Annotated in this window: 14 protein-coding genes and 1 riboswitch; of the genes, 3 read left to right on the forward strand and 11 right to left on the reverse strand. The window is 61.7% G+C overall.

Annotated features, from left to right (window positions below; translation table 11 throughout):
- Positions 1-24: 24 nt before the first annotated feature.
- Genes K0P33_RS23235 through cobO form a run of 6 tightly spaced genes read right to left on the reverse strand, consistent with a single transcriptional unit; the run spans position 25 to position 6,003 of the window.
- Entirely contained in the window at positions 25-1,476 is a 1,452-nt protein-coding gene (locus K0P33_RS23235; protein ID WP_242151665.1) for a cobyric acid synthase, read from the reverse strand.
- Positions 1,473-2,462 carry a threonine-phosphate decarboxylase CobD gene (gene cobD / locus K0P33_RS23240; RefSeq protein ID WP_094950287.1) on the reverse strand — a complete coding sequence of 330 codons (990 nt, stop codon included), beginning with the start codon at positions 2,460-2,462 and terminating at the stop codon, positions 1,473-1,475. Before cobD ends, K0P33_RS23235 begins: the two co-directional genes overlap by 4 nt.
- The gene (gene cbiB / locus K0P33_RS23245) at positions 2,455-3,363 is read right to left on the reverse strand and encodes an adenosylcobinamide-phosphate synthase CbiB (protein WP_094950286.1); all 909 of its coding nucleotides are present in this window, start codon (positions 3,361-3,363) and stop codon (positions 2,455-2,457) included. Before cbiB ends, cobD begins: the two co-directional genes overlap by 8 nt.
- Positions 3,360-4,010, reverse strand: coding sequence for a 5,6-dimethylbenzimidazole synthase (bluB, locus tag K0P33_RS23250; RefSeq protein ID WP_094950285.1), 651 nt, complete (start codon positions 4,008-4,010; stop codon positions 3,360-3,362). The genes cbiB and bluB overlap by 4 nt, the downstream gene beginning before the upstream one ends.
- Positions 4,007-5,395: a cobyrinate a,c-diamide synthase gene (locus K0P33_RS23255; RefSeq protein WP_242151668.1), complete on the reverse strand. Its 1,389-nt coding sequence runs from the start codon at positions 5,393-5,395 to the stop codon at positions 4,007-4,009. The genes bluB and K0P33_RS23255 overlap by 4 nt, the downstream gene beginning before the upstream one ends.
- Positions 5,392-6,003, reverse strand: coding sequence for a cob(I)yrinic acid a,c-diamide adenosyltransferase (cobO, locus tag K0P33_RS23260; protein ID WP_242151671.1), 612 nt, complete (start codon positions 6,001-6,003; stop codon positions 5,392-5,394). Before cobO ends, K0P33_RS23255 begins: the two co-directional genes overlap by 4 nt.
- Positions 6,004-6,081: 78 nt before the next feature.
- A riboswitch (cobalamin riboswitch) is annotated at positions 6,082-6,330 on the reverse strand.
- A gap of 99 nt (positions 6,331-6,429) precedes the next feature.
- Between cobO and K0P33_RS23265 the strand changes: the two genes are divergently transcribed.
- Entirely contained in the window at positions 6,430-7,743 is a 1,314-nt protein-coding gene (locus K0P33_RS23265) for a sorbosone dehydrogenase family protein (protein ID WP_094950282.1), read from the forward strand.
- Positions 7,744-7,890: 147 nt separating this feature from the next.
- Here K0P33_RS23265 and K0P33_RS23270 read toward each other — a convergent pair whose 3' ends face one another.
- From K0P33_RS23270 to K0P33_RS23290, 5 genes are all read right to left on the reverse strand, one after another.
- On the reverse strand, positions 7,891-8,430 hold the full coding sequence (locus K0P33_RS23270; RefSeq protein WP_094950281.1) for a C40 family peptidase: 540 nt from the start codon (positions 8,428-8,430) through the stop codon (positions 7,891-7,893).
- A gap of 144 nt (positions 8,431-8,574) precedes the next feature.
- Positions 8,575-9,219, reverse strand: a complete 645-nt coding sequence (locus K0P33_RS23275) for an NlpC/P60 family protein (RefSeq protein WP_242151674.1) — start codon at positions 9,217-9,219, stop codon at positions 8,575-8,577.
- A 213-nt stretch (positions 9,220-9,432) separates the two neighbouring features.
- Positions 9,433-10,137: a DnaA regulatory inactivator Hda gene (gene hda, locus K0P33_RS23280; RefSeq protein WP_017134884.1), complete on the reverse strand. Its 705-nt coding sequence runs from the start codon at positions 10,135-10,137 to the stop codon at positions 9,433-9,435.
- A gap of 203 nt (positions 10,138-10,340) precedes the next feature.
- Positions 10,341-11,414 carry an AI-2E family transporter gene (locus tag K0P33_RS23285; protein WP_094950279.1) on the reverse strand — a complete coding sequence of 358 codons (1,074 nt, stop codon included), beginning with the start codon at positions 11,412-11,414 and terminating at the stop codon, positions 10,341-10,343.
- A 42-nt stretch (positions 11,415-11,456) separates the two neighbouring features.
- The gene (locus K0P33_RS23290) at positions 11,457-12,497 is read right to left on the reverse strand and encodes a DUF2066 domain-containing protein (RefSeq protein WP_242151678.1); all 1,041 of its coding nucleotides are present in this window, start codon (positions 12,495-12,497) and stop codon (positions 11,457-11,459) included.
- A gap of 355 nt (positions 12,498-12,852) precedes the next feature.
- On the opposite strand from K0P33_RS23290, the gene purM reads away from it, so the two are divergent.
- Positions 12,853-13,911, forward strand: coding sequence for a phosphoribosylformylglycinamidine cyclo-ligase (purM, locus tag K0P33_RS23295; protein ID WP_094950277.1), 1,059 nt, complete (start codon positions 12,853-12,855; stop codon positions 13,909-13,911).
- 11 nt (positions 13,912-13,922) lie between these two features.
- Positions 13,923-14,573, forward strand: coding sequence for a phosphoribosylglycinamide formyltransferase (gene purN / locus K0P33_RS23300; RefSeq protein WP_242151681.1), 651 nt, complete (start codon positions 13,923-13,925; stop codon positions 14,571-14,573).
- Positions 14,574-14,577 lie beyond the last annotated feature (4 nt).

Below are 14,577 nucleotides of genomic sequence, written 5' to 3' on the forward strand. Positions count from 1 at the left end.
CACCTAAAGTCCATGTGTACACCGTCAAATCCCGCACAGCTTGCGCAATAAGCCGGTATCCAGATGGTTCTCCACCAAGTCCGCCAACCGCTCAATATCACGCTCGCGCAAAGCGTGGTAATCCACTTCCTGCACAGACTCCAAACCAGCCCAGCGCAATAGGGCGCTGCAAGCGGCCGGCGTCTCAAACAACCCATGCAGATAGGTGCCAAGAATCTGCCCGTCCTCACTCTGCGCGCCATCACTTCGGCCATCATCCAAAAACACCGCGGCACGCGACAAGCCACTGCCCGAGGTCACACCCGCATGGATCTCATAGCCACTGACCTCAGCATCCTCCAGCAACAACCGCCCACGCACATTGCGCAACTGCTTCTCTTGCTCCAGCGTCGTGCTGAACGCCAGCAACCCCAGCCCATCGCTGGACCCGGCCAGCCCTTCCAACCCCAGCGGGTCATGCACTTGCTCACCGAGCATCTGCAACCCACCGCAAATCCCCAACACCTTGCCGCCATAACGCAAATGCCGCGCCACGGCCGTGTCCCAGCCATTAGCGCGCAGGTACGCCAAATCGCTGCGCACACTTTTCGAACCCGGCAAGATAATCAGGTCAGCCGCCGGAATGGGCTGGCCCGGGCCGATAAACTGCAAATCCACCTGCGGATGCAGGCGCAACGGATCAAAATCCGTATGATTGCTGATACGCGGCAACACCGGCACCACCACGTTGAGCACCTGCGCGGCCTTGTCGATCTGGCGCTGGTCGATGCCGTCTTCGGCTTCCAGATGCAAGTCCATGACGTAAGGCAACACGCCCACCACTGGCTTGCCGGTGCACGCTTCCAGCCAATCCAAACCTGGCTGCAACAGCGCAATATCGCCACGAAAGCGGTTGATGATGAAGCCCTTGACCCGCGCCTGCTCGGTCGGCGAAAGCAATTGCAGGGTGCCGACCAGATGGGCAAACACGCCACCGCGATTGATATCGGCGATCAGCAGCACCGGGCAATCCACCGCTTCGGCGAAGCCCATATTGGCGATGTCATTGGCGCGCAGGTTGATCTCTGCCGGGGAACCCGCGCCTTCCACCATCACCACCGGGTAGGCCTCGCTCAACCGCGCGTGGGAGGCCAGCACTGCCTGCATCGCAATGGCTTTATAGTCGTGATAGGCCACGGCGTTCATGCTGGTCACGGCGCGGCCATGGATGATCACCTGGGAGCCGGTGTCACTGTTGGGTTTGAGCAGCACCGGGTTCATGTCTGTGTGCGGCGCGAGGTTAGCGGCCTGGGCTTGCACGGCCTGGGCGCGGCCGATCTCGCCGCCTTCAGCCGTCACGGCGCTGTTGAGCGCCATGTTCTGCGGCTTGAACGGCGCCACCGCCACGCCCTGGCGCACCAGCCAGCGGCACAGCGCGGTCACCAGGGTACTTTTACCGGCGTCGGAGGTGGTGCCTTGCACCATCAGCGTACTCATGCGGCGTCCTTGTAGGCGGCCAGGGCCTCATCAAGTCGAAGCCAATCCGCCTCAGTGTCGGGCAGGCCGAAACGCAGGCTGCTGTCGTGGATAAACAGACGCAACAGAATGCCGCGCTGGGCCATGAATTCGTGCAGGCGTTCGGCGTGCGGCGTGATCAGCCATTGGAACAACGCGCAGCCGCCTTGGGGTTGAAAGCCGTGGCGCTCCAGCAGTTCAAATAGGCGCTGGCCGGCTTCGATGCAGCGATTACGCTGATGGGCATGCCCCGCCGTATCGCGCAGGCACACTTGGCCGAGCACCCGCGTCGGCCCGCTGACCGTCCACGGGCCGAGCTGTTCGGCCAACAATTTGAGCAGCTTGCGCTCCGCCAGCACAAAGCCCAGGCGCACACCGGCCAGGCCGAAGAATTTGCCGAACGAGCGCAACACAATCAGGCCGACTTGGTGGGTCTGGCTGGCCAGGCTCAAGTGCGGGGTGACGTCCATAAACGCTTCGTCCACCACCAGCCAGCCGCCGCGCTGGGCCAGTCGCGAGTGCCACTCCAGCAGGCGCTGCGGGGGCAGCCTCAGGCCAGTGGGGTTGTTGGGGTTGACCACCACCAGCACATCGAGGCTGTCGAGAAAGAAGTCGACTTCCTGCTCCTGCACCTCGCGCACCACGTAACCGGCGCGACGCCAGGCTTCGGCGTGCTCGGCATAACACGGCGACAGCACGCCGACCTTGCCGGAACGACGCAAGCGCGGCAGCAATTGGATGGCTGCCTGGGAACCCGCCACCGGCAGCACGTGAGCAGCGCCGTAGTATTCGCTGGCGGCCTTCTCCAGGCCGTCATCGGTTTCCGGCAAGCGCGCCCAGGCCCGCAACGGGATCTCAGGGATCGGCCACGGCCAGGGCGCCAGGCCGCTGGACAGGTCGAGCCAATCCGCCTCGGCAATCCCGTACTGAATCACTGCCTTACGCAGCCGGCCACCGTGTTCAAGCATAGAATTGCGCCCCCGCGCAGAGGATCAACAGCCATAACCACACACCGCGCTGCACCAGTTGCCAGCCGCGGTCGATAGCGTCGGCATCCGCCGCCGGGCCTTCGCCCAGTTGCGGGCGCTGATGCAGCTCACCGTGATAAATCGCCGCGCCACCCAGTTCCACCCCCAATGCGCCCGCACCGGCGGCCATCACTGGCCCTGCGTTAGGGCTGTCCCACGTCGGGCCCTGGGTGCGCCAGCATTTGAGCGCCAGGCGGGTTTTGCCGAGTACGGCGTAGGTCAAAGCCACCAAGCGCGCGGGAATATAGTTGAGTACATCGTCGATCTTTGCCGCCGCCCAGCCGAAGCGCTCAAAGCGCTCGTTGCGATAGCCCCACATGGCGTCGAGGGTGTTGCTCAGGCGATAGAGCACCACGCCCGGCACGCCAGCGACGACAAACCAGAACAGTGCGGCGAACACCGCATCGCTGCCGTTCTCCAGCACCGATTCGGTGGCGGCACGCGCGACTTCGGTGCTGTCCAGTTCACTGGTCTGGCGGCTGACCAGGTAACTCACGCGCTTGCGCGCTTCATCCAGGTCATCACTGCGCAACGCCTGGGCGACCGGGATCACATGTTCGCCAAGGCTGCGCATGCCCAGCGCCAGGTACAACGCCAGAATCTCCAACGCCCAGCCGATATACGGCGCCCATGACAACGCGGTGGCCAGCAGGGTCAGCGGCACCACCGCGACAAACCACGCGGTCACGCCGTGGCTGCGCCAGCCGCGGCCACCGCTGTTGAAACGCTGCTCGATGCGCCCGGCGAAGTTGCCGAACGCCACCAGCGGATGCCAGCGCTTGGGCTCGCCCAGCAGCGCATCCAGCGCCACGGCAGCGACACACAGCAAGGCCACACTCATTGACTCACTCCCCACACATTCTCATACAACATGTCACTCAGCGGCCGTGGTTCGGTCCAGCCTTCGAGCTGCAACATCGGTGCCGGGTAGAACTCGGCGACCGGGCCCAGGCACAACACCGCCAGGGGTTTGGCACCGGGCGGCAAGCCCAGCAGGTCGGCCAGGGCTTGCGGTTCGAACAACGAGACCCAGCCCATGCCAAGGCCTTCGACACGAGCCGCCAGCCACAGATTCTGGATCGCGCAGGACAACGACGCCATGTCCATTTCCGGCAAGGTGCGACGGCCAAAGATATGGCGTTCGCGGTCATCCATCAGTGCCGCCACCAGCACTTCGGCGCAGTCGTGGATGCCTTCGACCTTGAGCTTCATGAATTCATCGGAGCGCTCGCCCAGCGCCTCGGCGGTGCGCACGCGCTCTTCTTCCACCAGTTGCTGAATCTGCCCGCGCAATGGGCGGTCGCTGATGCGGATAAACCGCCAGGGCTGCATCAAGCCGACGCTGGGCGCCTGGTGCGCGGCCTGGAGCAGGCGGTGCAGCAAGTCGGGGGCCACGCTGCCACCTGTGAAGTGGCGCATGTCGCGGCGTTCGGCGATGGCGCGGTAGACGGCGTCGCGTTCGGCTTGGGGGTAGGCGTTGTCAGTCATGGCCCTATCGCGGGCAAGCCCGCTCCCACATTTTGATTTGCGAACGCTGTCGATGTGGGAGCTGGCTTGCCTGCGATAGCACTCTCAAGGCTCGGCGCAAACAAAGCAGCCACCGCCGTAGGGTTGGAGGGAAAGTAAAAGTGCACGTAGGAAGCCGTCATCCGCCCCTGTCGGTAAACCGCCTCAGCACCGCGCCCGCCGTTAGGGCTAAGCCCACGAGCAATTGGCTGCCACTCAGTACTGGTCAGGGAATGGTGATAGGTGTGACCGCGCAGTACGCCTTCCGGCAACTCGACGCTTTGCAGGGCCAGGGCTGCGAGTTTCTTTTGCATCACCGCATCCCCTTGCAGCAGGCCGACCAGTTCGGCACGGGTGCCGTCGACATCGGTCAGCGAGTCCAGTAAATAAAGCATGCCGCCACATTCAGCGAGCATGGGTTTACCGGCGGCGTGATGGGCGCGGATCGCGTCGAGCATCGGGGTGTTTTCCGACAGCGCCTGGTGGTGCAATTCCGGGTAACCACCGGGCAAATAGAGGCTGTCGGCGTCAGGTAATTCGCTATCGTGAATCGGCGAGAAGAAGCACAACTCGGCGCCCATCGCCCGCAGCAGGTCGAGGCTGGCGCCATAGGTGAAGGCAAAGGCTTCGTCACGGGCGACAGCGATGCGCACGCCGGCCAGCAAGGGCTCGGCTTCGATCACTTCAGGCGCGGCGAAGGTCACCGGTGGCGGCAAGGCTACTTCGCAACTGCTGCCCAGGGCTTGGGCGGCGGCGTCCAGGCGCACGTCGAGGTCATTCAATTCGCTGGCTTGCACCAGACCCAGGTGGCGGCTGGGCAATTCGATCCCGGTTTCCCGCGACAGCGCGCCGTACCAGCGCAGGCCTTCGGTGAGGCTGCCTTCGAGCAATTGTGCATGGCGCAGGGTGCCGACGCGGTTGGCCAGCACGCCGGCGAACGGCAGGTCGGGCTGATAGCGCGCCAAGCCCAAGGCCAGCGCACCAAAGGTCTGGGCCATGGCGGTGCCGTCGATCACCCCGAGCACCGGCACGCCAAAGTGCCGCGCCAGGTCAGCGCTGGAGGGCGTGCCGTCGAACAGGCCCATCACGCCTTCGATCAGGATCAGGTCGGCTTCGCCCGCCGCCTCCCACAGCAAACGGCGACTTTCCTGCTCACCGACCATCCACATGTCCAATTGATACACCGGCGCACCGCTGGCGCGTTCGTGGATCATCGGGTCAAGAAAGTCCGGCCCGCATTTGAACACGCGCACCTTGCGCCCCAGGTTGCGGTGCAAACGCGCCAGCGCGGCGGTGACGGTGGTTTTGCCTTGGCCGGACGCCGGTGCGGCGATCAGGACGGCCGGGCAATGACGGGGCTGATTCAAAGTTCGACGCCCTTCTGTGCCTTGATACCGGCCTGGAACGCGTGCTTGAGCATGCCCATTTCGGTGACGGTGTCGCCCATTTCGATCAGCTCAGGCTTAGCGCCACGGCCGGTGACCACCACGTGCTGCATCGGCGGGCGGGCTTGCAGGTCGCTGAGTACCTGGTCCAGATCAAGGTAGCCGTGCTTGAGGGCGATGTTCAGTTCATCCAGCACCACAAGGCCGATGGAAGGGTCTTGCAGCAGTTCGCGGGAAACTGCCCAGGCGGCTTCGGCGGCGGCGATGTCGCGCTGGCGGTCCTGGGTTTCCCAGGTGAAGCCTTCGCCCATCACGTGAAAGCGCACTTGCTCGGGGAAGCGGCGGAAGAACAGTTCCTCACCGGTGCTGTTGCGCCCCTTGATGAACTGCACCACGCCGCACTGCATGCCGTGGCCCATGGCGCGGGCGAGCATGCCAAACGCCGAGCTGCTCTTGCCTTTGCCGTTGCCGGTCAATACCAGCAGCAAGCCGCATTCGCTCGGGGAATTGGCGATACGTTCATCGATCACGGCTTTTTTGCGCAGCATGCGCGCCAGGTGGCGTTCGTCGCGGTCGGGGGAATCGGTCATGACAGCTCTCCGTTGGGGCTGGACAAAAACGGCGGGCAGGAAAAAGAAATAACAGACAGCCAAGCATCGCCCACCGTGATGCTGTTGGATGTTTCAGGCCGGTCTCCGGACTCATGAGTGGCCTCCCTTTATAGAAAGCAGGCCAACGGTGCGCCTTCCCATATCACGTAGATACAGTGGCAAAAGGCACCGTTTTCACTCATTTACCGTTGCGGGGGCAGCGCCGGAATTGCGGCAGCACTGTGTAGAAGTGCGCTCACTCACCGGCTTCCCTGTTTCACTCTGTCGACCCACCGGTCACAGAGCACCTGGAACAAGCCGCGAAGGTTAGTGGGTTGGGGGTGGAGCGTCAATTAAAGCTGGCCTTGTACTGGAACGATCTGACCGGCAAACACCTCTACCCTTACAGGTATTAAGGAGAAAACCATGCATAAAACCAGACTCGCCCTACTGATCATGCTGGCAGGCACCCTCGCCGCCTGCGGTGAAAGCTCTACTCTGAAGGTCTCAGACGGCACCGGGCCCTCGCCTAAGCTGCCGGAGCCGAACAAAACCCTGATCCCCACCGTGAATATCGCCCCGGCGATTGGCTGGCCAGAGGGCGCGAAGCCGACAGCCGCAGCCGGTACTCAGGTCGCGGCATTTGCCGAAGGCCTGGACCACCCGCGCTGGCTGTATGTGTTGCCCAACGGTGATGTACTGGTGGCAGAAACCAACGCCCCGCCCAAGCCGGATGACTCCAAGGGCATTCGCGGCTGGGTGATGGAAAAGGTCATGGGCCGCGCCGGCGCCGGCGTGCCGAGCCCGAACCGCATCACGCTGCTGCGTGATGCCAACCACGACGGCGTCGCCGAAACGCGCACGGTGTTCCTGGAGAACCTCAACTCGCCGTTCGGCATGACCTTGGTCGGCAACGACTTGTATGTCGCCGACTCGGACAAGCTGTTGCGCTTTCCTTATCAGCCGGGCGAAACCGCAATCAAGGCCGCCGGCACCAAAGTGGTCGACTTGCCCGGCGGTAGCATTAACCACCACTGGACGAAAAACGTGGTGGCCAGCAAGGACGGCAGCAAGTTGTATGTGAGTGTCGGCTCCAACAGCAACGTCGGCGAGAACGGCTTGGCGGCGGAAGAAGGTCGCGCGGCGATCTGGGAAGTCGACCGCGCCACCGGCCAGCACCGCATTTTTGCCTCCGGCTTGCGTAACCCCAACGGCATGGCTTGGGAACCGCAGAGTGGCAAGCTGTGGACGGCGGTGAATGAACGCGATGAAATCGGCAGCGACCTGGTGCCGGACTACATCACTTCGGTCAAGGACGGCGCGTTTTATGGCTGGCCGTTCAGTTACTACGGGCAGCATGTGGATATACGCGTTTCACCGCAGAATCTGGACCTGGTCGCCAAGGCCATCGCCCCGGACTATGCGGTGGGCCCGCACACTGCGTCTTTAGGCCTGACCTTCGCTGAGGGCAGCAAACTCCCGGCGCAGTTCAGCAACGGCGCGTTTATCGGCCAGCATGGTTCGTGGAACCGCAAGCCGCACAGTGGCTACAAGGTAATTTTCGTGCCGTTTGAGGGTGGTCAGCCTAAAGGGCAGCCGGTGGATGTGCTGACGGGGTTCCTCAACAGTGATGAAAAAGCCATGGGCCGGCCGGTGGGCGTGGTAATTGATCAGCAGGGGGATTTGCTGGTGGCCGATGATGTGGGGAATAAGGTGTGGCGGGTGTCGGCGGCTAAGTAAGACGCCATAAAACCAATGTGGGAGCGGGCTTTTTTTGGGGGTTGGCTTGCCTGCGATGGCATCAACTCGGTTTAACGATAAGACCGAGGTGCCTGCATCGCGGGCAAGCCCGGCTCCCACAAAAGCACTGCTCCCACATTTTGATTTCTAGGGGTTGCGCGCCAGATTCGCAGGCAATACACGCTTGGCGCTCAAATAAGCATTCTGCCAATAGGCCTTGGACAGGGTATCGAGCTTCACCGTACCGCCGGTTTGCGGTGCATGTACGAATCGCCCTTCGCCCACGTAGATACCCGCGTGGCTTACCTGTGAGCCGCCGCCGGTCGCGAAGAAGATCAGGTCACCGGTCTGCAGGTTGTTTTCGCTCACATCCTGGGCACGCATCACGATCAATTCACGGGTGGTGCGCGGCAGGCTGATGCCCGCAGCGTCACGGTAGACAAACCCGATCAAGCCGCTGCAATCAAACCCGGAGTCCGGCGTATTACCGCCCCAACGATAAGGCGTGCCGACCAGGCCCAGCGCACGGAAGAGCACGTCTTCGGCTGCCGGCGAGAAATTTTGCGTGGAGTAGTTGAACACCGGCTTAGGCTTGACCGCTACAGGGGCGGGCGGCGGTGGTCGGCTTGCGCAGGCGCTGAGAAGCGCGGCGCACACCAGAAGAATGAGGCGGGCTGAGGTCGACATGGGCAGAACAATCCTGGTCTGGATGCGGCTTTCGCTGCCGAGCGCTGAAAACCAGAACGCGCAAGCAAAGCTCGCGCGAACGGATTACAACAATGTCCAGGGATTCTAGCGCTTACACGTCAAACTTCAAGTATCACTTTAACTTTACTTACTAGCGGTAACCGTAGTCGGGGCCATGGCGAGTGCACGCTTGGCTTCGATGAAGGTTTTGCTCCAGTAGCTGTCACCCAGGTTGTCGACTCGAACACCGCCACTGCGACGGCTGCTGGAGTGGATAAACTGGTTATCGCCCAAGTAGATACCGGCATGGCTCACACGACCACGGCCAGCCGTACTAAAGAAAAGCAGATCACCGGGCTTGAGGTTCTTGCGTGCGACCAACGGTGCATCCACGTTGATCATTTCGCGCGTGGAGCGAGGCAGATTCATGCCCGCTTCTTCACGGAACAGATAGCCGATGAAGCCGCTGCAGTCGAAACCGGCTTCGGAGGTGCCGCCGAAACGGTAACGGGTACCGATCAGGGACATGCCGCGTTCGAGGATGCTGTCGGCCAGAACTGGAAGCTGGTAAGGCTTGCTGCCGGCGAAGGCGGCGAGTTCTTTCTCAGTTGCCTGCTCTTCTTTATAGAGAGCTTCCTGATAGACAGTGGAAGACTGCGCTGCAACGAATTTTGCCTGAGACTGTTGTGCTGGTTTTTGCTGCTCAGCCACGTTTTGAGTGTGGGTGGCGCAACCAAACAACAGGGTAACGAGTGCGAGAGGCACGAGGGGTGCGAAGCGATTTAGCATGGGCACGACCGTGGCTGATGTGTAAAGAAGCCGAGACTATGCCCTCTATCACATCGATTTGCAAATTCAATCGTGATCTATGTGACTTCTTGTTTGGACTATGACATCTAAGCCCTTAATACCCTATACGCGCCTTTTGCGTGGCCAAAGCGGCCCAAACGCAGGTTTTCTGGCGCCTGAAATTTGCCGAAAGCCCCGTAATACAAGGGCTGGCTACCAGCCGAGGGTTTCCTTGAGGAAAGGAATGGTGAGCTTGCGCTGAGCCTGCAAAGAGGCCTGATCGAGTTGTTCGAGCAAATCGAACAACGCGCTCATGCTGCGGGTGCCACGGGTGAGGATAAAGTGCCCGACCTCATCGGTGAGGTGCAAGCCGCGACGGGATGCGCGCAATTGCAAGGCGCGCAGTTTGTCTTCGTCGGACAGCGGGCGCATTTGGAAGATCAGCGCCAGGGTCAGGCGCGACTTGAGGTCGGCCAGCTTCACTGGCAGCTCACGTGGCGAGGTGGACGCGGCGATCAACAGGCGCCGGCCGCTGTCACGCAAGCGATTGAACAGGTGAAACAGCGCCTCTTCCCAATCCGCCTTACCGGCAATCGCCTGAAGATCATCCAGGCACACCAACTCGTATTGCTCCAGGTGGTCGAAGATCCCGATACCCCGGTCCATCAACTCAGCCAATGGCAGGTACACCGCCGGCTCACCCATTTGCTCGAAGCGCAGGCACGCGGCCTGCAACAGGTGGGTACGCCCCACGCCGTGCTTGCCCCACAGGTAGATCAGGCTTTCAGTCCACCCGGCGTCGGCTTCGCAGAGCCGCTCGACATAGCCGAGTGCAGCGGCATTGGCGCCTGGGTAGTAATTGATAAAGGTGGCGTCGTCACGCAGACGCACACCCAAGGGCAGCTGAATCGGTTTCATGCTGACTGAACGGCTCCAAACGAACCGTTAGTGGCCTCTGTGTAAAGTTTGCAAAGTTTATACCCGTGACGCCGGGCGCACAATGCAGCAGACCACAAGCAAAATCAAAGGTTTGCGTTAACTTGGGGCGATTTGCGCAAATAGTTTGACACCACCTTCCAAAAACAACAAACCCGGCCTGGGCCGGGTTTGTGACGAAGCGGTTACAGATCGGGGTCTTCAGCCCCGGTATACACATCCGAATCTTTATACAAATCGTGCACATGGCGCACCAGCACCATGATCACCGCCGCCACCGGCAGCGCCAGCAGGATGCCGGTGAAACCAAACAGCTCACCGCCCGCCAGGATCGCAAAGATCACCGCCACCGGGTGCAGGCCGATCCGGTCACCCACCAGCAGCGGCGTCAACACCATGCCTTCAAGGGCCTGGCCGACCATGAACACCGCAACAATCCCGAGCATCGGGTACAGGTCGCCGCCAAACTGGAACAACCCGGCCACCAGTGCCGCGCCAATGCCGATCACGAAGCCCATATAAGGCACGATAGCGGCCAGGCCGGCGATCAAGCCGATCAACAGGCCCAGCTCCAAGCCAATCGCCATCAGGCCGGCGGCGTAGATAATCCCCAGGGCCAGCATCACCAGCAACTGACCACGCACGAACGCGCCCAGTACCTCATGGCACTCTTCGGCCAGGGAAACGATGCGCTCTTCGCTGTTGCGCGGCAGCAGGCTGCGGATTTTGGCCATCATCAGGTCCCAGTCACGCAGCAGGTAGAACGCCACCACTGGGATCAGCACCAAGTTGGTCAACCAGCCAATCAACGCCAGGCTGGATGCCGTGGCCTGGCTGAGCACGACACCGACGATATCGGTGGTCTGGCCCATGTGCTCACTGATCGCCGCCTTGACCTTGTCGAACTTCCAGAAGCCATCAGCCAGGCCCAACTTGGCCTGGGCCCACGGCATTGCCGTGTGCTGCAACCAATCGAGCATCTGCGGCGCCAGTTCATACAAGCGAAACAGCTGCTTGGCCAGCATCGGCACCAATACCAGTACCAATGCTGTGATGACCAACGTGAACAGCGCAAACACCGCCACCACACCCAAGGTCCGCGACAGGCCGGCTTTCTCCAGGCGATCCACCACCGGATCGAACAGATAGGCGAGCAGCAGCGCCACCAGGAACGGCGTCAGGATCGAATGCAGTAAGAACACAAAAACGCACAGCAGGACAATCCCGCCAAGCCACACCCAACGACGCGTATCCGCCATAAACCACTCCATTATTTGCTTCTATCTATAAAGGAAGAACAATTACCAGCGAAAACGCAGCTGTGCCTGAGGTTCAGGCGCAACAGCGGGCTGTGTACCGTCCACCACCGGCTGCTGGGCCGGCGCCTCACCCGCAGGCACTTCCTGCAACTTGGCCAGGCTCAACTGGGTACGCAACTGATCGGCACTGCCGTTGACGCGATACACAATACGGTTGCCATCCACGCGCTGCGGCTGACCACCAAAAGGTTCGAGCAGATGGCCCAGTGCGGCGTAGCGCTCCAGGGTCATGCCCTGCACTTCGAGCAACTGCTCACTGCTCACACCGGGTTTGACGGCAAAACGTGGCGCCAACTTTTGGCTGACGGCGAGCAATACGGCATCGGCCACGGCGGCGGTGTCGGCACCTTGGGCGGTGCCCTGCTCACTCTTGTCGCCCAGCCACAGGCGCCATTTGGCCTGCCACTGGTTACCTTCCTGGCGCGCGTGCACGGCGAGCAATGCGTCGGCACCGTAGCGCTCAGAAGCTGCGCGCAGTGGCGTGGCGTCGGCGCTTTCCAGATTCGGTGCTGTGGCGACTACCTGTTCGTCCAGATCACCCAGCGGCAGGCGCAACGGCAAGCCACGGTGTTGCGCCGCCCGACGCAGCGCGCCGGCGACGGCTTGGCCATCACCGACCAGGCTGCTGCCTTCGGTGGAGTCGTTCAGCCACCAGCCGAGGATCGACGGCCGATTGCTGCCCCAGATCGACAAGCCCGCCTCACGCAGCGCGCGATCGGTGCTCACCGGGTCGAAATCCACTTGCAGGCTTTCCGGTGGGCCGGCGTCGTAGCCGTACTGGCTGATGATTTGTTGCGGGTCCTTGCGAATCGCCGCCAGGCCCGGGCCATCGGCGGCCTTGGCGTCTCCCGCCAGGCGGATCACCAGGGTTTGCACGGCGCGCTGGGTGGCTTGGTCGCGCTCCTGCGGCGACTGGTTGCTGACAGGTTCAAGTACTTGATACAGGCCATTGAGGGTTTCGGCATGACTCGCCAGGCTGACCAACGACAAGCAGCCTACAAAGAAGAATTTACACAGACGCATGGAAGATTCCCGAACAACAAATTTAGCGGCTGGAACAGACCGCGTGAACTCGGCTTAGCATGGCTGTGACCACAGCAGCCGGTAAAACATTCACAGGGTCTTGGTAAGTTTTCGCAACGTCATAACGGTAGCGGTTTAAAGGCTATACCTTAATACACGCCAAAGCAGACCCCATTAGCATTTTTTTAACCGGCTTTTTTAACCTATATGGCCCTGCCCGTCGGCCCGAGGATGGCCGCTGCCTCTCAAGCCTGATAAAATCGCGCGCCTTCGCAGACCGTCAACGGCTGGGCCTTTTATCAAAAGCGCCCGCCGCTCGGTCGTTACCCAGAAATCCCCCCTAAAGGCCTGGATCATGAGCAAGCAACCCTCCCTGAGCTACAAGGACGCCGGTGTAGACATCGACGCCGGTGAAGCATTGGTCGAACGCATCAAGAGCGTCGCCAAGCGCACTGCGCGCCCCGAAGTCATGGGCGGCCTGGGCGGTTTTGGCGCCCTCTGCGAAATCCCGGCCGGCTACAAACAGCCTGTACTGGTCTCCGGCACCGACGGCGTGGGCACGAAGCTGCGCCTGGCCTTGAACCTGAACAAGCACGACAGCATCGGCATCGACCTGGTTGCCATGTGCGTCAACGACCTGGTGGTGTGCGGCGCCGAGCCGCTGTTCTTCCTCGACTACTACGCCACCGGCAAACTCAACGTCGAAACCGCGACCCAGGTCGTGACTGGCATCGGCGCGGGCTGCGAACTGTCGGGTTGCTCTCTGGTCGGCGGCGAAACCGCTGAAATGCCAGGCATGTACGAAGGCGAAGACTACGACCTGGCCGGTTTCTGCGTCGGTGTTGTAGAGAAATCCGAAATCATCGACGGCTCCAAAGTCGCTGCCGGTGACGCCCTGCTCGCCCTGCCATCCTCCGGCCCGCACTCCAACGGCTACTCGCTGATCCGCAAGATCATCGAAGTGTCCGGCGCCGACATCGAGACCATCCAACTCGACGGCAAGCCGCTGACCGACCTGCTGATGGCCCCGACACGCATTTACGTCAAGCCACTGCTCAAGCTGATCAAGGACACTGGCGCGGTCAAAGCCATGGCCCACATCACCGGTGGCGGCCTGCTGGACAACATTCCGCGTGTTCTGCCAAAAGGCGCCCAGGCGATCGTCGACGTGGCCAGCTGGCAGCGCCCGGCAGTCTTCGACTGGCTGCAAGAGCAAGGCAACGTCAACGAAACCGAAATGCACCGCGTGCTGAACTGCGGCGTGGGCATGGTGATCTGCGTGGCTCAAGAGCACGTTGAAAGCGCACTGAACGTACTGCGCGAAGCAGGCGAGCAGCCGTGGGTCATCGGCCAGATCGCCACCGCTGCCGAAGGCGCGGCTCAAGTTGAACTGAAGAACCTTAAGGCACATTGATGCAAGAGCGGATGCCCGCTACATGTGATGTCGTGGTGCTGCTCTCCGGCACCGGCAGTAATTTGCAGGCCTTGATCGACAGCGCGCGCATCGGCGACAGCCCGGTGCGCATCGCTGCGGTGATCTCCAACCGCAGCGACGCCTACGGCCTGCAACGCGCCACGGACGCGGGTATCGCTACCCGCGCCCTGGATCACAAGGCTTTCGAAGGCCGCGAGGCCTTCGATAGCGCCTTGGTCGAACTGATCGACGCCTTCAACCCCAAGCTCGTGGTCCTCGCCGGTTTCATGCGCATTCTCAGCGCTGATTTCGTGCGGCACTACCAAGGGCGCCTGCTGAATATCCACCCGTCCCTGTTGCCCAAATACAAAGGGTTACATACTCACCAACGCGCCCTCGAGGCCGGTGACACCGAGCACGGCTGCAGTGTGCACTTCGTCACCGAGGAACTCGATGGCGGGCCTCTGGTCGTACAGGCTGTGGTTCCGGTAGAGTCTGCAGACTCAGCGCAGACACTTGCGCAACGGGTTCACACCCAGGAACACAGGATTTACCCACTGGCTGTTCGCTGGTTTGCCGAGGGGCGATTGATTCTTGGCGAACAGGGTGCATTATTGGACGGTCAGTTACTCGCGGCCAGCGGCCACTTGATTCGAACCTAGGAGA

This window comes from Pseudomonas sp. ArH3a (genome assembly GCF_022648765.1).
GTDB lineage: Bacteria > Pseudomonadota > Gammaproteobacteria > Pseudomonadales > Pseudomonadaceae > Aquipseudomonas.